Origin of the sequence: Halapricum salinum, from assembly GCF_004799665.1 — an archaeon.
GTDB classification, from domain to species: domain Archaea; phylum Halobacteriota; class Halobacteria; order Halobacteriales; family Haloarculaceae; genus Halapricum; species Halapricum salinum.
Genome location: NZ_CP031310.1, coordinates 1,643,672 through 1,662,124, shown reverse-complemented (window position 1 = coordinate 1,662,124; position 18,453 = coordinate 1,643,672). Strand labels below are relative to the sequence as shown.

At 65.7% G+C, this 18,453-nt stretch carries 20 protein-coding genes and 1 tRNA gene; 8 read left to right on the top strand and 13 right to left on the bottom strand.

The features are described from left to right. Positions 1–55: 55 nt before the first annotated feature. From DV733_RS08415 to DV733_RS08400, 4 genes are all read right to left on the bottom strand, one after another. The gene (locus DV733_RS08415) at positions 56–1,150 is read right to left on the bottom strand and encodes a sugar-transfer associated ATP-grasp domain-containing protein (protein ID WP_049995116.1); all 1,095 of its coding nucleotides are present in this window, start codon (positions 1,148–1,150) and stop codon (positions 56–58) included. 32 nt (positions 1,151–1,182) lie between these two features. Beyond that, positions 1,183–2,118 carry a glycosyltransferase family 8 protein gene (locus DV733_RS08410; RefSeq protein WP_049995117.1) on the bottom strand — a complete coding sequence of 312 codons (936 nt, stop codon included), beginning with the start codon at positions 2,116–2,118 and terminating at the stop codon, positions 1,183–1,185. Between the two features lie 10 nt (positions 2,119–2,128). Next, a complete protein-coding gene (locus tag DV733_RS08405; RefSeq protein ID WP_049995118.1) occupies positions 2,129–2,617 on the bottom strand; it encodes a GNAT family N-acetyltransferase in 489 nt (162 codons plus the stop codon). A 68-nt stretch (positions 2,618–2,685) separates the two neighbouring features. Beyond that, positions 2,686–3,387 (bottom strand): Sjogren's syndrome/scleroderma autoantigen 1 family protein, encoded by a 702-nt coding sequence (locus tag DV733_RS08400; RefSeq protein ID WP_049995119.1) that lies wholly within the window; start codon positions 3,385–3,387, stop codon positions 2,686–2,688. Positions 3,388–3,474: 87 nt separating this feature from the next. On the opposite strand from DV733_RS08400, the gene mdh reads away from it, so the two are divergent. The 3 genes from mdh (at position 3,475) to DV733_RS08385 (ending at position 7,354) form a co-directional block, all read left to right on the top strand. After that, on the top strand, positions 3,475–4,395 hold the full coding sequence (mdh, locus tag DV733_RS08395; RefSeq protein WP_049995120.1) for a malate dehydrogenase: 921 nt from the start codon (positions 3,475–3,477) through the stop codon (positions 4,393–4,395). Positions 4,396–4,586: 191 nt separating this feature from the next. Then, the gene (locus DV733_RS08390; RefSeq protein WP_049995121.1) at positions 4,587–6,140 is read left to right on the top strand and encodes a uracil-xanthine permease family protein; all 1,554 of its coding nucleotides are present in this window, start codon (positions 4,587–4,589) and stop codon (positions 6,138–6,140) included. 86 nt (positions 6,141–6,226) lie between these two features. Beyond that, the gene (locus tag DV733_RS08385) at positions 6,227–7,354 is read left to right on the top strand and encodes an ORC1-type DNA replication protein (RefSeq protein ID WP_049995122.1); all 1,128 of its coding nucleotides are present in this window, start codon (positions 6,227–6,229) and stop codon (positions 7,352–7,354) included. Here the strand turns inward: DV733_RS08385 and DV733_RS08380 are convergent, their stop codons facing one another. From DV733_RS08380 to DV733_RS08375, 3 genes are read right to left on the bottom strand one after another with little or no spacing between them, the layout of a single operon-like run. After that, positions 7,355–8,134 (bottom strand): DUF7089 family protein, encoded by a 780-nt coding sequence (locus DV733_RS08380; RefSeq protein WP_049995123.1) that lies wholly within the window; start codon positions 8,132–8,134, stop codon positions 7,355–7,357. Continuing rightward, positions 8,134–8,226, bottom strand: a complete 93-nt coding sequence (locus DV733_RS17915) for a hypothetical protein (protein ID WP_449267308.1) — start codon at positions 8,224–8,226, stop codon at positions 8,134–8,136. Before DV733_RS17915 ends, DV733_RS08380 begins: the two co-directional genes overlap by 1 nt. Positions 8,227–8,268: 42 nt before the next feature. After that, positions 8,269–9,126 carry a transcription initiation factor IIB gene (locus DV733_RS08375; protein WP_049995124.1) on the bottom strand — a complete coding sequence of 286 codons (858 nt, stop codon included), beginning with the start codon at positions 9,124–9,126 and terminating at the stop codon, positions 8,269–8,271. A gap of 132 nt (positions 9,127–9,258) precedes the next feature. On the opposite strand from DV733_RS08375, the gene DV733_RS08370 reads away from it, so the two are divergent. After that, a tRNA-Asp gene (locus DV733_RS08370) sits at positions 9,259–9,331 on the top strand. Positions 9,332–9,628: 297 nt separating this feature from the next. Here DV733_RS08370 and DV733_RS08365 read toward each other — a convergent pair. The 3 genes from DV733_RS08365 to DV733_RS08360 all read right to left on the bottom strand — a co-directional run bounded on the left by DV733_RS08365 (position 9,629) and on the right by DV733_RS08360 (position 11,420). Then, positions 9,629–10,711, bottom strand: coding sequence for an aminopeptidase (locus DV733_RS08365; RefSeq protein WP_049995125.1), 1,083 nt, complete (start codon positions 10,709–10,711; stop codon positions 9,629–9,631). Between the two features lie 62 nt (positions 10,712–10,773). Further along, positions 10,774–10,944, bottom strand: a complete 171-nt coding sequence (locus DV733_RS17330) for a hypothetical protein (protein ID WP_170178699.1) — start codon at positions 10,942–10,944, stop codon at positions 10,774–10,776. A 41-nt stretch (positions 10,945–10,985) separates the two neighbouring features. Beyond that, a complete protein-coding gene (locus tag DV733_RS08360) occupies positions 10,986–11,420 on the bottom strand; it encodes a zinc ribbon domain-containing protein (RefSeq protein ID WP_049995126.1) in 435 nt (144 codons plus the stop codon). 139 nt (positions 11,421–11,559) lie between these two features. Between DV733_RS08360 and DV733_RS08355 the strand changes: the two genes are divergently transcribed. The 4 genes from DV733_RS08355 (at position 11,560) to DV733_RS08340 (ending at position 16,472) form a co-directional block, all read left to right on the top strand. Further along, positions 11,560–12,774, top strand: a complete 1,215-nt coding sequence (locus tag DV733_RS08355) for a hypothetical protein (RefSeq protein WP_136342308.1) — start codon at positions 11,560–11,562, stop codon at positions 12,772–12,774. A gap of 95 nt (positions 12,775–12,869) precedes the next feature. Continuing rightward, positions 12,870–14,366 carry a winged helix-turn-helix transcriptional regulator gene (locus tag DV733_RS08350; protein ID WP_049995128.1) on the top strand — a complete coding sequence of 499 codons (1,497 nt, stop codon included), beginning with the start codon at positions 12,870–12,872 and terminating at the stop codon, positions 14,364–14,366. Between the two features lie 95 nt (positions 14,367–14,461). After that, positions 14,462–15,124: a hypothetical protein gene (locus DV733_RS08345; protein ID WP_049995129.1), complete on the top strand. Its 663-nt coding sequence runs from the start codon at positions 14,462–14,464 to the stop codon at positions 15,122–15,124. Positions 15,125–15,185: 61 nt separating this feature from the next. Next, positions 15,186–16,472, top strand: coding sequence for an ABC transporter substrate-binding protein (locus DV733_RS08340; protein WP_049995130.1), 1,287 nt, complete (start codon positions 15,186–15,188; stop codon positions 16,470–16,472). On the opposite strand, the gene DV733_RS08335 is transcribed toward DV733_RS08340, so the two are convergent. From DV733_RS08335 to DV733_RS08325, 3 genes are all read right to left on the bottom strand, one after another. Further along, the gene (locus DV733_RS08335; RefSeq protein ID WP_049995131.1) at positions 16,469–17,590 is read right to left on the bottom strand and encodes an aminotransferase class V-fold PLP-dependent enzyme; all 1,122 of its coding nucleotides are present in this window, start codon (positions 17,588–17,590) and stop codon (positions 16,469–16,471) included. The genes DV733_RS08340 and DV733_RS08335 overlap by 4 nt on opposite strands. Positions 17,591–17,694: 104 nt before the next feature. Beyond that, positions 17,695–18,054 (bottom strand): fluoride efflux transporter FluC, encoded by a 360-nt coding sequence (locus DV733_RS08330; protein WP_049995132.1) that lies wholly within the window; start codon positions 18,052–18,054, stop codon positions 17,695–17,697. After that, positions 18,051–18,440, bottom strand: coding sequence for a fluoride efflux transporter FluC (locus tag DV733_RS08325; RefSeq protein ID WP_049995133.1), 390 nt, complete (start codon positions 18,438–18,440; stop codon positions 18,051–18,053). Before DV733_RS08325 ends, DV733_RS08330 begins: the two co-directional genes overlap by 4 nt. Positions 18,441–18,453 lie beyond the last annotated feature (13 nt).

Genomic DNA, 18,453 nt, shown 5'->3' with positions numbered 1-18,453 from the left:
GGAGCCGGCATAACTCTGGCTCTCTCGACAACCGAGCGCTTGTCCGCGGACACTACTACGCCTGCTCCAACGCGCGCCGCAGTCGTTCGTCCGTCAGGAGGCCCTCGGTCAGCTGGAGGCCGACGATGCTTGGGCGGGCGTTGCCTTCGAGAAGGACTGGACCATCCTCGGTGACGACGACGTCCCAGCCGACCAGCGGCGCGTCGCGGTGTATCGCAGCCGCCTCACGGACGAGATTGCGAAGCTCCGCCCAGTACGGGACTGTCACGCCTGCGACGCGAGCGTCCGTCTCGGGATGGGTCCGCAAACGCGACCGGGACGCCCCATCGAGAGCGATCAGACGACCGATCTCGCCGGTGTCGGTGTCGATCGGCGCGGTGTAGCCGCCTTTCGACCAGTTGTCTATCGGCGCGGACTCCCGAGACCCGAACCGATGGGACGGCCGGTGGAGGCTGATCTCGCCCGTCTCCGGGTCGACCAGCGTGTGGATGCGGATCGTGTTCGTCGCGCCGGGGAAGATACTGGCCGCGTAGTCGTGCTGTTCGAGAAACTCGGTCACGAGATACCCGTCCAGATCGGCCGCCAGGTCAGCAACGGTCGATTCGATCGTCCCCGAACCCATCTTCAGACGCGCCTGCTCACCGTCTTCCAACACGTACACGCCGTCGCCGCGCCCCTCACTCACGGGCTTCAGGACCAGTGTGCCTTCCGCCGAGAGGAGCGGCGACAAGTCGGACTCGACGGCTGCAGTCGGTTCGAACCGCCCGCGATCGATCGTCCCGTAGATGGTGGGCACGGCGTCGATTGTCGGTTCGGTCGCCCGCTGGAAGGCGTACTTGTGGTGAATCGGCGTGATGTAGTCGCTGTTCAGCGCTCGGATCGCCTCGTTCGAACTGAGATACGCGTCGCTGTCGGCCTCGTCGAGGCCGAGCCACAGATACGTGTGTGCGCTGAACCCGTCCAGCATGGCCCGGAGGCGGATCGAACGCGGATACCCGTGCTTGCGGTCCGTTCGAATCGCGTCGCCGAGAAACTGACACCGCCTGTTGAACTCGGTCCCGGTGTACTCGGCGATCGCACCGATCGTCGGAATCGTCCCGTTCTCGGCTCGATATTCGATCGCACGGGTGACGGCCGCTTTGAACGACACAGGTTCCTGCTGGGGGTGGGCGATAAAAAAAACTACCCGACGACGAATTCGTAGACGGCCACGACCGAGCGGCGGAGTCGCGGATAGCTGTCGAGGCGGTTCCAGACGAACTGCTTCGAGCGTCTGCCGGCCCGCTTTCGAGCCATCAGCAGTCGGTTGCCGACCGTCTTGTCCGGCGGCCGATACCCGCTGTAGGGCGTCTGTTCGAGGTAGCGCCACCACAGATCCGTGTGCCGTCGCTCGCACCGGTAGTGCCAGGGCTTCTCGGGGCCGGTGTAGTGGACGATCACCGGCTGATCGTCCGTCTCGGTCGCGAGGACTCCCGCCCAGTTCGTCATCGCGTTGTACTTCGGGTGCAACGGCTGCCACAGATCCTGTCGATTCAAGATCGGGTTCAGGACTTCCTGAACGGGATAGGTGACGTCGTCTCTCCCGGCGAGACGCTCCATCGCCTCGGCTTCGACGTCGTGGGCCTTCCAGGCGCCCAGATCGACGTACATGACGCCCGCGTTGTAAAACAGCGAGTCGATCTGAAAGCCCAGTTCGAACGACCGAAGCTTGTACTCCGGAACCGCCGCGGCCACCGCGCCGTCGAGGTCCGTGGCGAACAGGTCGGCGAGCGAGCCGTCGACGATGGTATCACAGTCGAGATAGAGCACGTGCTCGTCCTCCAGCGGGAGCACCCGGCCCATCAGGAACCGATAGAGGTTGGCTTCGGTGAACCAGTGTGGCGTGGGGACGTCGCCGACTGCTCGTTCGTCGACCTCGATCCCGGTGACGGTCACGTCGTCGTACTCGGCGGTCAGATCCGCGACGTGGCCGAAAAACGACTCCTCGCGCTCCGTGTAGAGGACGAAGATCTCCAGTGAGGAGTCGGGATTGTTCGAGACCAGCGAGTGGATCGAGACGTACAGCGGCATCCAGTAGTCCTCGTCGACCGCGTACACGACGTTGTGTGTCTCGGTCATGAACGTCGCCTCAGTCGCTGGGTTCCCACGCCGCGAGGTCGAGTTCGAGTATCGTCCACTCCTCGACGTCCGAGAGGCTGAACTCGTGTTTCTTCGGCGTCGTCCCGACCCGCTCGTAGCCGAAGTGCTCGACGTACCACTCGATGGTCTCCGGCCTGTCGGTCTCGGTCCGCACCGTCTCGATCCCCAGTGAGGCCATCGCTTCCAGGCGTCTGACCTGCAGTCGATAGCCGATTCCCTGCCCCCGGTAGTCGGGATCGACGGCCAGACTCGCCGTCTCCCCGAGCGTCTCTGAGTGGACGATGTAGCTCGCGACGCCGACGACCGCCCCCGAATCCTCGGCCACGAACGAGTTGTCGACCCGGATAGTCGACCGTTCTGCGTCCGTATTCCCGGTCTGTGGAGCCATGTTCCACGTCTCCAGCAGGTCCATCGCTGGCTCGATGTCGGCGTCACGCATCGGCCGAATCTCGACTTCCCCCTCCGAAGTGTCTGGCATACGTTCTGTCTGAGCAGGACGCAGGGCCGCCAGTAAACCGTTTTGATCGCTGGAATCGGCGGCCGTGTCTATCGGACCTCTGACAGCGCCGCCAGGGCCTCGGCGGCCTCGCGGGCGGCTTCGAGGTGTTCACTCGCGCGGCGGGGATCCTCCGCGCGCTCGGCCTCACGAGCGAACCGGACGAGACTCCGCCGCAGCGACTCGCGCGCCTCCGAGAGATCACCACTCATCGGTGGCCGCTGCTGGCCAGATTGGCGCTCCTCGACGTCCTCGCGGCGTGCCGGCGGGTCGGGTCGTCGCGGCGGTTCGGCAGGCTGGCGGTCACGATCGGGGACCTGTGCTCGCTCGCGCCGTTCGGGGAGATCCGAGGTGCCCTCCGGACTCGTTGTCTCGGTGTCCGCCGTCTGCTCGCCGTTCGCGCTCCGTTCGGCCGGCGGCTGGGCGGCGTCTTCAGGCGTGGTTCCGTTCTCGGCCGGTTCGGGGTCGGCGCTCGCGTCCGTGGCCGACTCGTCGGTCTCGGCGGGGTCGTCTTCGGCCGCCTCACCTTCGGCTGCGTCCTCGCCTGTGACGACCTCCTGGCAGGTCGGGCAGAACTCCTGGCCGTCGTAGCGAAAGATCGGGTCGCCGCAGGTCCCACAGTGAGCGTTGGTCATCGTCGCACCCTTCAGGAGCAGTTCGCTCATGCGCTCGGTCGTCTCACGGTCGTCCTCCTCCTGTTCGTACTTTTCGCGAAGTCGCTCGCGTTCGGCTTCCTCGTCGAAATCGCTCATACCTGTGCGTTCGCGGCCGACGCCGAAAAAAGCCGCGGGCATTGGGGGCGAACCTTTAACGTCTATCCGAGACCTTTGTTATTTGTTATGAGGGATACGAAGGTCAGCGTCGTCGGCGGTGCGGGGACCGTCGGCGCTGCGGCGGCGTACAACATCGCACTCCGGAACGTGGCCGACGAGATCGTGCTGGTCGACATCCCCGAGAAGGAAGCCGAGACGATCGGCCAGGCCGAGGACGTCAACCACGGGATCGCCTACGACTCGCCGACCGAGGTCTACCAGGGGAGCTACGAGGACACCGCAGGGACCGACGTCGCCGTGATCACAGCGGGGATTCCGCGCCAGCCAGGACAGACGCGGCTGGATCTGGCCGGTGACAACCTCCCGATCATGGCCGACATCGAGTCCCAGCTGGCGAGTCACACCGACGACTTCGTCTCGATCACGACCTCGAACCCGGTCGACCTGCTGAACCGCCACCTCTACGAGAGCGGTGAGCGCGACCGCGAGAAAGTGATCGGGTTCGGGAGTCGCCTCGACAGCGCCCGCTTCCGGTACGTCCTCAGCCAGTGGTTCGACGAACCGATCGGCAACGTCGACGCGGAGGTCGTCGGCGAGCACGGCGACGCGCAGGTCCCGCTGTTCTCCCGGGTCCGGGTCAACGGCGTCGAGCGATCGTTCACCGACGACGAGGTCGAGGAGATCCTCGAAAACGTCCGCGCGAGCGCCATGGACGTCATCGAGAAGAAGGGTGCGACCGAGTGGGGTCCGGCGACGGGACTGGGCCATATGGTCGAGGCTGTCCTCAACAACACCGGCGAGGTCGTTCCCGGTTCGATCGTCCTCGACGGCGAATACGGCTACGAGGGGACGGGACTCGGCGTGCCGCTCAAGCTCGGACGCGACGGTGTCGAGGCCGTTCCCGAGTGGGAACTCAGCGACTTCGAACGCGGGCAACTCGACGAGGCCGCCGAGAAGCTCGCCGACCAGTACGAGAAGGTCGCCTAGGCGTCCTCGCGGCGCTCGATCGAACTTTCTTCGGGGACGCGCTCGTCGAGTAACGACGCCCACTCGTCCAGATGAGAGCGCTGGCGTCGGCGCATAGTAGTGGATACATCTAAGCCATCGATTATAATCGTTTCTAATACCAGGTCGCTTCGACGCTTTTTCTTGCCGGTCGGTCCAGAGCAGAGACAGCGATGGGAGACAGCGAGGCGGATTCACTGGTCCAGTACGGCATCGAAGACCGACCACCACTGAGGCGGTCGATACTGCTCGGCGCCCAGCACTACCTGACGATGATCGGGGCCAACATCGCCGTCCCCCTGATCCTCGCAGATTTCATGGGGATGCCGCCCGACGTGACCGCGAAGTTCGTCGGCACGTTCTTCGTCGTCAGCGGCCTCGCAACGCTGGCCCAGACGACGTTCGGCAACCGCTATCCGATCGTCCAGGGCGCGCCGTTCTCGATGCTCGCGCCCGCGATCGCCATCGTCACGACCGAGGTCGCGCTCCCGGGCGTGGCCGACTGGAACGCCAAATTGCTCTTCTTGCAGGGAGCGATCATCTCCGCAGCACTGGTCGAGGTCGCCATCGGCTATCTCGGACTGGTCGGCAAGATTCGAGAGTACCTCTCGCCGGTCGTCGTCGCGCCCGTCGTCACGCTGATCGGGCTGTCGCTGTTCTCCGCCGCACAGATCACCGATGTCAATCAGGCGGCTCCGGGCGCCCAGCAGAACTGGTATCTCCTGCTGTTGACGCTCGCGTTGATCGTCGTCTTCTCGCAGTACCTCAACCGTCGGTCGGCCCTGTTTGCACTCTTCCCCGTCCTGCTGGGGATCGTCGGCGCGTGGGTCGTCGCGGCCGTCGCTTCCGTCACGGGCGTCCTCCCGGCTGCCGATCCGGGGTACATCGACTTCGAGCAGGTGACCGCCGTCGAGTCGGCCGTCTACGTCCCCTACCCCCTCCAGTGGGGGATGCCCGAATTCCAGGCCTCCTTTGCGATCGGGATGTTCGCCGGCGTGCTGGCCTCGATCGTCGAATCCTTCGCCGACTACCACGCCGTCGCGCGGATCGCCGGGGAGGGCGCGCCCTCGAAAAAGCGGATCAACCACGGGATCGGCATGGAAGGACTCGCGAACGTCTTCTCGGGGCTGATGGGGACCGGCGGGTCGACCTCCTACTCCGAAAATATCGGCGCGATCGGCCTCACAGGGGTCGCCTCCCGGTTCGTCGTCCAGGTCGGCGCGGTCGTGATGCTGATCGTCGGTGTCATCCCGCTGTTCGGCCGGCTCGTCGCGACCATCCCCGACCCGATCGTCGGCGGCCTCTACATCGCCATGTTCGGCCAGATCGTCGCCGTCGGGCTCGCGAATCTGAAGTACGTCGATCTGGACTCCCAGCGAAACCTCTTCATCGTCGGGATCGCGATCTTCTCCGGGATGGCCGTTCCCCAGTATATGGGTGGTGTCGAAAGCGGCGCAGTGCTCCAGACTGGCCTGGCGAACGTCCCGCTGGCCGGACAGCTTCTCGGTACCGAGATCGTCGCCCAGACGCTCTACATCGTCGGCGGCGTCCAGATGGCCGTCGGCGGCTTCGTCGCGTTCGTGCTGGACAACACGATTCCCGGCACTCGCGAGGAGCGCGGGCTGGCCGACTGGGCACAGCTCGCCGAAAAAGAGGGTGAGTTCGACTCGATCGTCGACCGGATCCGCGACCGCCTGGCCGACTCGCCTCCCTCAAAAGAGAACTGATCGAAATCGGCCGTGAGACGCCTGTCAGACGCTCTCTGTCCGCACCTGGCCAAGAGTTAAGTGCTCCGGGAAGCTCGGTGAAAGTGATGAGCGACGACCCCGAGGAGGGGATTCTGTCCTGGGACGAGTCGGTGTTCCGGGACGAACACGTCTTCGAGATTGACTACGTCCCGGAGACGTTTCACCACCGCGAAAGCCAGATGGAGACGCTGAAGTACGCCCTCCGGCCCGCGGTCAGGGGATCGCGGCCGCTGAACGTCATCGCGCGCGGCCCGCCGGGAACGGGCAAGACGACCGCTGTCCAGAAGCTCTTTTCCGAACTTCGGGCCCAGACCGACGTCAACGTCGCCCGGGTAAACTGCCAGGTCGACTCGACGCGTTACTCTGTCTTCTCGCGACTGTTCGAGCACGTCTTCGAGTACGAACCGCCCGCAAGCGGGATCTCTTTCAAGAAGCTGTTCGGCCAGATCACCGACCGCCTCGTCGAGGAAGACGAAGTGCTGGCCGTCGCGCTGGACGACGTGAACTACCTCTTCTACGAGAGCGAGGCCAGCGAGACGTTGTACTCGCTCCTTCGGGCGCACGAGGCCCACAGCGGCGCGAAGATCGGTGTCATCTGCATCTCCTCGGACATGGACCTGGACGTGATCGAGGAACTGGACACGAGAGTCCAGAGCGTCTTCCGGCCCGAGGAAGTCTACTTCAACAAGTACGGCGAGAGCGAGATCGCCGACATCCTCGCAGAGCGGGTCGAACGCGGCTTCCACGAGGGCGCGGTCGATACGATGGTGCTCGATCGCGTCTCCGAGTTGACCGCCGAACAGGGCGGCGACCTCCGTGTCGGGATCGACCTGCTGCGCCGGGCAGGGATGAACGCGGAGATGCGCGCCTCCCGAACCGTCGAAGCCCAGGACGTCGAGGAGGCCTACGACAAGTCGAAGTACGTCCACCTCTCGCGGCACCTTCGCGGGCTCTCGGACTCAGAGCAGGCACTCGTCGAAGTACTCGCCGAGGAGGGCGGCGGTCGCGCAGGCGACATCTACGAGGTCTTCGCCGAGCACACCGACCTGGGGTACACCCGCTACTCGGAGATCATCAACAAGCTGGACCAGCTTGACATCGTCGACGCCGAGTACGTCAGCGTCGACGGCCGCGGTCGCTCGCGCGATTTGACACTGAACTACGACGCCGACGCAGTGTTAGAACGACTCTGATCACTCGCCCAGGACGCGCTCGGCCCACTCGACGGCGAACGCAGCCCCGTGCTCGCGGTACGCGCCCGTGTCGAGTGCCGCGAACGGCGGCGGTACCTCGATCTCGTGTTTGATCGCGCTACAGGCCAGTTCCGCGGCGTCACCGAAGTCGGTTCGGCCGCTGGCGACGTCACTGGAGAGATCGGCCAACCGCGGCTGCAGGCGCTCGCCCGCGTCGACCCAGGCGTCGTGTAGCTCGGGTTGGTCGTCGGCCCACTCGGCGAAGATCGGGCGAGTGTGCAGTCCCAGATACCCCTCGTAGAGGGCGGCTGCGAGCTGGTACGTTCCGGCGGAATCGAGCCGGCCGGCGACCGCGTCAGTGAGATCACGGTAGCGCTGCTCGAAGTATCCCAAAAATTGCTCTGGGGCGTCCAGTCCGATCTGGACCAGCGCCTCCGCGAGCAGGAAGTCGACGAACGACTCGGGCGAGCCCGCGAGCCGGGGCTTGACCAGCACCACGGCCGGGTCAGTCTGGCGCGTCCAGGCGACGCCGCCGTCGCCCGGCGCTCCGACGGTGAACGTCTCGCTGGCGTACTGCACGAGGAGTTCGGGTGCGTCCGCCGGGAGCCAGGATTCGGGATAGCTGGCTGGTTCGAGGGAGTCGACGACGAGGCCGAGTTGCTCGGCCGTCGCCGGCGGCAGCGTCTCGAAGTCCCGGTCGACGTCCAGCACGAGCGCGTCCGGGGCGTGCTCGGTTCGGACACGTTCGACCGGCGCCGAGAGGTCGCGTTCGTCGAACATTAGGCCGCGAGCGCGATGTTGACCAGCAGCGCGACTGCCAGGACGGCCGAGACGGCGACGGTCCCGAGGACGATCTTGGTTGCGTTGCTCATACTCGCGGCTTCTGGCGCTCGACCAATAAACGCACCCCTTCGCTACTCGGTCAGTGCCTGATAGGTCCCCCTGAGCGTCGCCGCCGAGACGTCCGCGACCGCGGCGGCCGCCGACTGCGTGAGTTCGGCGTCGCGTTCTCGGCCAGCAGTGTACAGACACGCCGCCGCCACGCCCGCCGGGTTCCGGCCGCTGGCGATCCCCTCACGCGTCGCCCGCGCGGCCAGTTCCCGAGCGCGGCGCTCGACCGCGGCGTCGAGATCGAGTTCCGAGGCAAATCGCGGCAGGTATTCCGCGGGATCGATCGGACCCGTCTCCAGGCTGAGTTCGCGATTCAACACCCCGTAACAGGTCTTCAGCCGCTCGCGGTCGAGCCGGGAGACGGCCGCGACCTCGGCGAGTGTTCGCGAGATTCCCGTGGTTCGGCAACTGGCGTAGACGGCAGCCGTGGCGATCCCCTCCAGGGAGCGGCCGCGGATCAGATCCGCGTCCTGGGCGCTGGCGAACAGCCGGCAGGCCTGATCCCGCACCGTCTGCGGGAGCGACAGCCGGCCGACCATCCGCCGGATCTCGACGAAGGCTTCGCGTCTGTTGCGCGCCACCTTCGACGGCGCGCTCGCCCGGCGGTGTTGCGTTCGCATCCGTGCGAGACGGCGCTTTCGCTGGGCCGGTGCGCTCTTGTCGTAGCCGATCTCCGTCGAGATCCCCCGATCGTGACGGGACGGCGTCAGCGGTGCACCGGTTCGTTTCCGACTCTTGTCGTCGAAACTACGCCACTCCGGGCCGCGATCCAGCCGGTCGGTGTCCACGACCAGCCCACAGTTCGTACAGACGGTCTCTTCTCCCCCACCCCGGAGCACCCCCTGGCACTCCGGACACGTGTCGGATGCAGTCGTTTGCATCACCCAACTCGCAGGGAGGGTCTACTTAAATGTCGGGAAGTGTGCGTCATTGTCCCCCACGGGAGCATGACTCAGTCCGGGTCCGTTTGGAAAGTCTTAATACCAGGACTCCGGTACGGTGGAGTGCAGCAAGCCCGGATGGTGTAGTGGCCCATCATACGACCCTGTCACGGTCGTGACGCGGGTTCAAATCCCGCTCCGGGCGCTTTCTGACGCGAACAATTCCGACGAGCACCGCGTAGCGTGTGCTCGGATCCGTGAGCGTCGAAACGCCAACGAGGGATTTGAACCAGGGAAGTCGCAGCCACCGAGCGAAGCGAGGTGGACCGTCTTCCCGAGGTTCAAATTCCGAACGACGGCGCTGGCGTCGTTCGACCCTCACGAACGCGAAGCGTTCGCTCAGCCCGCTCCGGGTGGAGAGTCGTCGCTACGGTCGAATCTCGCTATCTCGCGGCTTCGCCGCTCGATATATAGGAGACGCCTCGCTTCACTCGGCGTCTCCTTACTCTTCGAAGACGAACGTCCCGTCTTCCTGCACTCGTTCGCCGTCGACTTCGATGAAGCTGTCCTCGCTCATGTCGACGATCATGTCCAGATGCATCGCCGAGTCGTTACCCTCGCAGTCGGGACCGACCGATTCGTCGATCGAGCGGCCCAGCGCGAGGTGTATCGTGTCGCCCATCTTCTCGTCGAAGAGCATGTTGTAGGTGAAGCGGTCGATGTCGCGGTTCATCCCGATGCCGAGTTCGCCCAGGCGGCGCGCACCCGCGTCGGTGTTCAACACGGCCGTCAGGACATCCTCGTTCTTTCCGGCCTCGTGATCGACCACCTCGCCATCCTCGAAGACCAGCCGCACGTCCTCGACCTCCCGACCCTGCGCGAGCAGGGGCTTGTCGAACAGCACCTCGCCCTCCACGGAGTCGGGCACCGGGGCCGTGAACACTTCGCCACCGGGGAGGTTCTCACCGACGGTATCGTTGACGCCGATCATGCCATCGATCGACATCGTAATGTCAGTCGTCTCGCCGGAGACGATCCGAACCTCGCTTCCCGCATCGAGAATCTCGACCATGTGCTCCTGGAACTCCCGCTGGGCGTCCCAGTCTTTGAGCATGGCGTCGTAGACGAAGTCGGCGTAGGCGGGCGTGCTCATCTCGGCCTGCTGGGCGTTGCCCGTCGCGGGATGTTGAGTGAGCACCCAGCGCTTTTCGAGCATCGCTTCGTTGAGCGGTTGCATCACCTTCGCGTAAGCTGAATTCTTCTCCGGCGGGACGTCGCCAGTCTCGTTCGTGTTCGCGTCCGCCCGAACGGCGATGATCACGTCGACTTCCTCGACCATGGCAGCGAGCGTATCCGCGGGTTCCTGAAAGTCCTCGGGATCCATCGCGCGCATGAACGCTCGCCGAGTACGACCGCTCATGCCGTTGACGAACGGTTTCGCGCCGCGCTCGCCCAGTTTCTCGCTGAGCGCGACCGCGAGGTCCTCCGCCTCTGGTGGCACGTTGAGTAGCACTTCGTCGCCGGATTCGATCTCGACCGCTTGCTCGACGATCAGACGTGCGTGTTCCTCGACACGGGGATCCATGGATAGCACCGAGTTGACAGCCGGCGTCGATAAGAGTTTGCCATCCGTGACTGACGCAACGCTCACTCGCTGTCGATTGCGACGACCGCGCCCTCACAGTCGGGACAGAGTTCGTAGTCGGTGAAAAACTCCTGTTCGCACTCGATACACCGATGGGTCGGCTCCTCGGCGGTGTCGGTGGCGTCCTGTTTGAAGCGTTCGACCTTGCGGCCGAGATTCTCGAAGAGGCCCATAGAGAGGAGGAGACGCCCCAGAGAGAAAAGGATGGGGCCGCTCAGCGCTCGCGGCGTTCGTAGGCGCTCGCCAGCAGTTCGTCGACGCCTGTCTCGGGGAAGGCGTCGGCGACGAGCGCGAGGAGGACAGCCAGCCCGAGCAACTGTTGGTCGGCATCGTCGGCGTCGACAGGGTCGGCGGCCGCGGTTTCCGCGGGTTCGCCATCGAGATCGAGTGCCTCGTGCAGGTCGAGGTCGAGACCGTCAAGATGCGCGAAGTCGGCGACCGCAGCCCGTAGTTCCTGCTCGAACTGCTCGTGATACTGAGAGTCCGGATCGAACGCACGCGCGCCGTTTCGCACGCCGTCGAGGTACTGGACGACTGTCGGATCGAGAAAGCCCGCACGCGCCTGCAGCTCGGTCTGGCGCTCACCACACCGGGGACAGTATCGGTCGCCCGCCTCAACCGCGGCGCGACAGTAGGGACACTCGGCCATACGAGAGGGTGTGATTCGACAGCCAAAGAGGGTTGTGCAACCCCCGTCGACGGCCGCTTCGTCCCCGAATCGTGGGAACGTTTGGACGGATTTGGCACAACCGTTTTTAAGTAGTGCGGGGGAGCCTCGGATGCAAATCATGTCGATCCGACCACTCGCGCTCGCGGCGCTCGTACTGCTCGCGAGCCTCGCGCCGATGACCGCAGCCAGTGGGGCGACACCCTCACAGGCATCGTCGAACAGTGACGTCGAAGCATACAGCGGAACCCACGTTTCCTTCGCGACCGACAGCAGTGCGATCGTCGGCTACGCGGTCGACAGCGAGACCGTCCTCTCGTCGGTCGAAGTCCAGTCCGAAAGCCAGGTCGAGAGCAGCCTCGGAATCGGCGTTTCCGGCGACCTCCAAGCGGTGACCGACTTCGCCGGGACCGCCCTCTCGATGGACGCCTCGGCACAGACTTCGGCCAGTATCCAGGCCGAAAGCGGAGCGACGATCGAGGCTCACGATCACGGGCACGGAACGCTGGTGGTCGACGCCAGCGACTCCCAGTACGTCGAGCTTGGCATGAACGCCTCCAGCAGTGCTGAGACGACGAGTGACGGGCGTGTGCTCGTCACGACCGACGACGGGACGAAAGCCGTCGTCATGGTCGTCGGTGACGGCGACGTCGCCGTCAACGACGAGGGCAACGTCACCGCCAACGTCAAAGCCGAGTCGAAACTGGTCGTTCGTTCCTACAGCGACGAGCGAACTGAGGAAGACGAACAGACCGAACAGCTGATCGCCAACGGCACGGCCGCCGCCGAGGTCTACGTCGACCAGCAGGACGGCGAACGGGTCGAGGGCACCATCACCTACGACCAGGACACGAACGTCACGGCCGAGGCCGAAAGCGAGAGCGCGGTCAACATGACGATCGACCGCGCCGAGTCCGAGGGGAAAGTCGTCATCGCGAGTACCTCGCAGTTCGCGGCCGAGAGCAGCGACGACCTGACGGTTCGCGTCGACGGTGACGTCGCAGCCCAGGCCTCCAGCTACAGCGAACTCCGGGCCGCTGCCGACGACGGTGACACCTCCAAGTACATGGTTAAGAGCAGTGGGAGTGCCGAAGCCAGCGCCGACGTGCTGGTGGCGGTCAACCACTTCTCGGAGCGGTCGGTCAGTATCGCAGACGCTGACGGGAGTTCCGACGGTGATGGCTCGGACACTGGCGACGGCTCGGATACCGGCGACTCCAACACTGGCGACGGCTCCGGTGACGGCTCGACCGGTTCGGGCGACGGACCCGGCTTCGGTGTCTTCGCGGCGCTACTGTCGCTGTTCGGACTCGGAACGCTCCTGGCTCGCCGATAAGTGCCGCTAGTCGATATTGGCCACGGAACACGGCCACGGCCGCAAAACATATGCAATCCAATCGTCGATGTCGAGACGAATACGAGGTCCCCAGCGTGTCGGACAGCATCAGCCGTCTCCCAGCCAAGACGTACACCCGACCGGCGCTCAAGACGGTACTCGCGCTCTATCTGATCGGTGCACTAACGCTGGGACCCGTCGCGGCCGCGCAGGCCTCAGCGGGGGCGTCGACGGCGATCGATTCCGACGTCAATTTGTCCGCCAGCCCCGACGACGGTGACCTTCTCAACGAGTCGGACGACTCGACGAACACGACCGAGACGGTCGACGACACCACCGACTCGACGAACACCACCGACTCGGCTACTGGAACGGTCGACGACACGACCGAGACAATCGAGGGAACGATCAACGAGACGACTGACACGGTCGGCGAGACGATCAACGAGACGACTGACACGGTCGGCGAGACGATCAACGAGACGACTGACACGGTCGACGGGACGGTCGACGAGACGACCGAGACACTCAACGAGACGAGCGACGGAAGTCTCGACGACACCACTGGGGCGATCAACGAAACGGTCGACGACACGACCGACACACTCGACAACACGACTGATTCACTCGAAGATACGACCGACGAGACCATCGAGGGAGCGACTAACGGGACAGTCGTTTCGACGGCAGAGTTGCTCAACACGACGCTCGTCACAGGGCTCGAATCGAGTGCTGCCGAAGGGTCGAGCACCGTCGACAGTGAGCCAGAGTCGGAAGACGCCGACAGCGTGCGATCGGACCGAGCGGGCGACGCTGCGGCGAGCGATCGAGACGCGATCAACGCCGGTGAGTCCAGTGGCGAGGAAGAAGGGCCGACGATTCCGGCACCGGCTGCTGCGGCCGGTGTCGGCGCAGTCGTGATCGGTGCAGCAGGGGCGACCGCACTGTCGGGCAGCGGGAGCGCTGCGACCTCGCCAGGTGTCACTCGCTCGGTCACGATGGGCGCGCGGAACGCGGCGGCTGACGCGCGGACGCTGCTCGGTCGGCTCGGCGACAAACTCTGGAAGATCGGCGCTGTCCTTCGGTACAGTCGCTGGGACGACTCGGACCCGCTGGAACACGACCTGCGGCGCGAGATTTACGACACCGTCGAGGACGCACCGGGGATCTACCTCTCGAAGATCGACGAGCGGACCGACCGGTCGCTCTCGTCGCTCCGTCATCACCTCCGGATCCTCGAAGAGGAGAACCTGCTCACGACCGAGAAGGTCCGCGGGAAGCGTCGATACTTCCCTGTCACTCGCGGCGGAGACGATCCGGCGCTGGTCGCCGCGCTGGACGACCCCGCGACCGAGTCCATCCTGACGACGCTGGCAGAGGAGGGGCCGTCCAGTGGCGGTGACCTCGCGGACGCGCTCGATCGCGATCCGAGCACCGTCTCCCATCACCTCTCGCGACTCGAAGAGGAGGGGCTGGTCGAGCGCGAGCGCGACGGCCGTTCGGTGGTCAACAAACTGAGTGGCCCTGCTGCGACTGCGCTGCGTGACGCGCCGGCCGCAAGTGTGGATGCACCTGCACCCGCAGACGATTGAGTTGTCGACGGCCGGCTCACGAGCGCTTTCATGCGCGAGCAGTTCGGACGAGAAGGCCACAAAAGCGTTTAGGGGCGGGGCGCGAACGGACGCACATGGATGGTCGGGACGATACGGACGAGACAGAGCTCCCCGGCGCGCTCGTGACGGAGTTTCTCGAACGCGAGTCGGGGACGCGAGCGCTGCTGGACGAACTCGAACGACTCACCCTCGAAGGCGAGCACGAGGAGGTTCGCGAGCGGATCCGCGCGCTCGCCGAGGCGAACACCGGCGTCTTCTTCGCGGTCGCGCTCAGCCTCACCGGCTCCAAGCAGTTCTTCGGCGACGTCGAGGCCCAGCTAGACGTGACCGCCGCCGACACGCTCCGGGACCTCGCGGACACCTATCCCACCCTGGAAGAGCCGTTCAGCGTCGTCCGCACCGAGCAATCCCACGATCGGTTCAACCCCGTGACGGGGCTGTCGACCACGACGACCTACCACGCCGAAGAGGAGGTGCCGCTGATCCGCTACGCGATGCAGTCCGGCGACCTGACGCTGCTGGAAGCCACGGAGTCGCCACAGGAGGTCCTCCAGGTCGCGATCTACCTCGTCCAGGCGACGACCGACTCGCTGGAGGCCTCCCTGGAGCAGGAACACTCCGTGAATACAGAGGAACTCTCCGGGCTGATCGACCGCCGCGAGGAACTGGAGACCGAACTCGACCACCTGCGGGCCCAGATCGACGAACTGCGCCGTCGCCCCGTCGGCGACGAGTAAGCTCTTCCTGTCAGCTCGCCCCCGACGGCACGCACATACCGTTCCAGTCGTTACTGGTGGTATGGACGGGGCGCCGAACACCCAGAAGAGTCGGCGGCAGGTGCTTGCTGCAGCGGCGGCCGTGACCGGCCTCGCCGGCTGCCAGACGTCCGGCACTGGCGAGAGCACCGATACCGTGACGCCCGCGCCCGTTCCCGAGGGAGCCGTCGGCGGCGGGACCGTCGAGTTGCGTCACGCCACCAGTACCGATCTGACCGGGGCCGCCATCGACCAGCTGATCGCGGCCTTCGAGGGCGCACACGAGGGCAGCGACCTCGTCGGGGTTCCGCTGGGTGGTGCTGACTCTGCGGACAGCCCCGCAGTCGTCTACGATCGGATCGGGGCGAACCTGGCAAGACGCGGCGCTCGATTCCAGGACCTCTCGGGACTCTGGGAGGGTGAGCGCGACGCCTACCCCTACGGCGTGACGGTATCGAGCTTCATCGCGCGTTCGTTCGTGACCATCCCACAGGCGCTCCACCGAGTCAACTGCCTCTACTACAATCCCGGGGTGCTCTCGGAGGCTGGCGTCGCACTCGAGGACTATCCGACTGTCAGCGATCTCGCTGACTCGCCGGGGCCGCTCGACGACGCAGTCGAGACGCTGTTCGCCCAGCCGCTCCGCACCGCGACCGAGCTGCTGGCACTCTGGGAGTCGCTGCTCGCCAGCCGACTGTATCGCGAGCGCCAGTACGTCCAGTACGTCGTCGGCGACATCAGCGACAATCCACTCCCGATCAGGCGCTCGCTCCGCGATTTCGACGCGGCGCTGTCGATGGTGTCCGACGACGCCCACGAGGCGACGCCGGAAGCGCTGCTCGACGATGTCGTCGACGGCACTGTCGGGTTCGTCCGCCAACCCACGTGGACGGGCACGCATCTCATCGACCGGCGCGACGCGACCTACGGTACCGACTGGGCGGTCGCGCCCCTCTTTGCCGCTCCGTGGACGGTGACGTTCGTCGCCCGGGGATTCGCCGTGCCGAGCGCACCGACCAGGACGGCCGCGCCACGCGAAGTGGTCGAGTTCGCGACGACACCCGCACGCCAGCGAGCGTTCTGTGCAACTGCTCGCGCGCTCCCGGCCCGAACCGACGTCACCGTCGACGCCCATCCGATGCTGGCTGAACAGGCCGAAGACTACCGCGAGGCGAGCATGCACCTGCCGTCGATGGCCCACGGAATCGCCGTCCGGCCGCCGGTTCGCCGTCGACTCGAAACCGCGCTGTCGTCGTTTCGCCAGCACCGCAACGTCGACCGCGGCGTCGAGGATCTGGTCACCGCCTTGCGGACGGCGCGCGTTCTCTAGGCTGTCTCGTCGAGCGCCGCGAGCAGTGCGTCGACGTCCGACGCGTCGTTGAACGCGTGGACGGACGCCCGGACCGCTCGCGGATAGGGCAGCGCCCGGACGATCACGCCCTGCTCGCGCAGCCGTTCGACCGTCGCGTCTGGGTCGTCGACCCGGAACGTCACCAGCCCGGACTCGTACTCGCGCGGACTCAGCAGCTGTTCGTCGTCCAGCCCGTCCTTGAGCCGGTCGGTCAGGCGCTCGATCCGCGACTCGATCCGCTCGATCCCGATCTCCTCGAGGAGGTCGATCGCCTCGGCGAGTCCGACGTGCGGGAGCGGCGACGTCGTGCCGACCTCGAAGCGAGGTGCGCCGCGCTTGAACTCGTACTCGGGATCGGCCGGCTCCTCGACCGAGCGATAGCCGATCCGCCGCGGGATCAGCGCGTCCATCGCCTCCTCGGCGACGTAGAGGAAGCCGCTGCCCCAGGGGCCGAGCAGCCACTTGTGGCCCGCGCCGACGACGAAGTCCGCACCCCACTCGTGGAGGTCGACGGGGTACTGCCCGGGAGACTGGACGGCGTCGACGAGCACGCGCGCGTCGGCGTCGTGGGCGATCTCGCTGATCTCTGCGACCGGCATGCGCGTCCCGTGGGTCCAGGTGAGCGAGCTGAACACGAACAGGTCGGTCTCTGCGGCGACGGCTTCGACCGTCTCGCGATCCAGTCGCCCCGCATTCGTCTCCATGACTCGGACCTCGACGTCGTCCAGATCCGAGAGACGATTCCACGGAAGGATTCCCGCGGGGTGTTCGAGGTCGGTCCGGGCGACGACGGTATCCTCGTCCGCGAGATCGAGTGCGCTCGCTATCAGATTCATCCCGTCGGCGGTGCTCTGGGTGAGCGCGATCTCGTGGGGTTGTGCGCCCAGGAAGTCGGCGATGGTCTCGCGACTCTCCTCGTAGATCTCCCAGGCGACCTGGTAGACGCCCTGGCCGACGGGAGCCTCGTACTCGAAGAACTGTGCGAAGTCGGTGACGCGATCGACGACGCGGCGAGGACTGGGACTCGACGCGCCCGTGTTGAGATACACAGCCGAGTCGAGCGCCGGGATGTCTGCGCGTAGCTGCTCGGGATCCATACGCGGACTTGGCGTCGCGGGCCTTTCTATGCCACGCTCGGCTGTGGGTAGCCGACCGTCGCTGACTACGCCACGTTCGGCTGGAAAAAGCCGACCGTCGCTGACTACGCCACGTTCGCCACGAGAGAACCAATCGCGGCCCCGAGTGTCACACCAACGAGCGCGGCCACGAGCGTCAGCCCGGCGTTGCCGAGCGCACGGCGTCGCTTCCCGCGCTCGTAGAGTCGTACGGTCTCGAACGCGAAGGACGAAAACGTCGTGAACGCCCCGCAGAAGCCGGTCGCGAAGACGAATCCGAGCGACGGCGACAGCTGTGCGGTCGTGAGCACGCCGAGTGCGAAACTCCCGAGCACGTTGACAGCGAAGGTATCTCCGTTCTCGGTCTCGATCCGCGAGCCGACGAGATGGCGGGCCAGCGCCCCGAACACACCGCCGAGGCCGACCAGAATCGCGGGACCGGTCATGCGAGCGCCCCCCTCGTGACGGCCCGGCCGGCGATCACGGCCAGAAAGGCGAGGACGTAGTTCGCGAGGACGTTCGCGACCGCCAGCGTGGGGTCGAGCGCGGCGGTCTCGACGGCGAAGGTGCTGTAAGTCGTGAACGAGGACAGCAGGCCAGTTCCGAGGATGAGTCGCGTCTCGGCGCTCAGCAGATCGGCGAGATGGGCCTCGTAGAGGACGATCGCGAGCGCGAAACTCCCGAGGACGTTCACCGCCAGCGTCCCCCAGGGAAAGCCACCAGGGAGCGCATTCGAGACGGCGTATCGCAGAGCTGCGCCGACGAACCCGCCCACGGCGATCAGCAGGAGTGGTTCGGCACGGGAGAGGGCGTGCGACCGGCTGGTCGTCATGCCTGCGATTGGT

Excerpts from the sequence above, each read along its gene's own strand:
- DV733_RS08335 (WP_049995131.1), bottom strand. The coding sequence starts at position 17,590 with ATGGATCCCGAGCAGCTACGCGCAGACATCCCGGCGCTCGACTCGGCT.
- DV733_RS08330 (WP_049995132.1), bottom strand. The coding sequence starts at position 18,054 with ATGACCGGTCCCGCGATTCTGGTCGGCCTCGGCGGTGTGTTCGGGGCG.
- DV733_RS08355 (WP_136342308.1), top strand. The coding sequence starts at position 11,560 with ATGTCGATCCGACCACTCGCGCTCGCGGCGCTCGTACTGCTCGCGAGC.
- mdh (WP_049995120.1), top strand. The coding sequence starts at position 3,475 with ATGAGGGATACGAAGGTCAGCGTCGTCGGCGGTGCGGGGACCGTCGGC.
- DV733_RS08375 (WP_049995124.1), bottom strand. The coding sequence starts at position 9,126 with ATGCAAACGACTGCATCCGACACGTGTCCGGAGTGCCAGGGGGTGCTC.
- DV733_RS08405 (WP_049995118.1), bottom strand. The coding sequence starts at position 2,617 with ATGCCAGACACTTCGGAGGGGGAAGTCGAGATTCGGCCGATGCGTGAC.
- DV733_RS08365 (WP_049995125.1), bottom strand. The coding sequence starts at position 10,711 with ATGGATCCCCGTGTCGAGGAACACGCACGTCTGATCGTCGAGCAAGCG.
- DV733_RS17330 (WP_170178699.1), bottom strand. The coding sequence starts at position 10,944 with ATGGGCCTCTTCGAGAATCTCGGCCGCAAGGTCGAACGCTTCAAACAG.
- DV733_RS08410 (WP_049995117.1), bottom strand. The coding sequence starts at position 2,118 with ATGACCGAGACACACAACGTCGTGTACGCGGTCGACGAGGACTACTGG.
- DV733_RS08340 (WP_049995130.1), top strand. The coding sequence starts at position 15,186 with ATGGACGGGGCGCCGAACACCCAGAAGAGTCGGCGGCAGGTGCTTGCT.
- DV733_RS08400 (WP_049995119.1), bottom strand. The coding sequence starts at position 3,387 with ATGAGCGATTTCGACGAGGAAGCCGAACGCGAGCGACTTCGCGAAAAG.
- DV733_RS08325 (WP_049995133.1), bottom strand. The coding sequence starts at position 18,440 with ATGACGACCAGCCGGTCGCACGCCCTCTCCCGTGCCGAACCACTCCTG.
- DV733_RS08380 (WP_049995123.1), bottom strand. The coding sequence starts at position 8,134 with ATGTTCGACGAACGCGACCTCTCGGCGCCGGTCGAACGTGTCCGAACC.
- DV733_RS08360 (WP_049995126.1), bottom strand. The coding sequence starts at position 11,420 with ATGGCCGAGTGTCCCTACTGTCGCGCCGCGGTTGAGGCGGGCGACCGA.
- DV733_RS17915 (WP_449267308.1), bottom strand. The coding sequence starts at position 8,226 with ATGAGCAACGCAACCAAGATCGTCCTCGGGACCGTCGCCGTCTCGGCC.
- DV733_RS08385 (WP_049995122.1), top strand. The coding sequence starts at position 6,227 with ATGAGCGACGACCCCGAGGAGGGGATTCTGTCCTGGGACGAGTCGGTG.
- DV733_RS08345 (WP_049995129.1), top strand. The coding sequence starts at position 14,462 with ATGGATGGTCGGGACGATACGGACGAGACAGAGCTCCCCGGCGCGCTC.
- DV733_RS08390 (WP_049995121.1), top strand. The coding sequence starts at position 4,587 with ATGGGAGACAGCGAGGCGGATTCACTGGTCCAGTACGGCATCGAAGAC.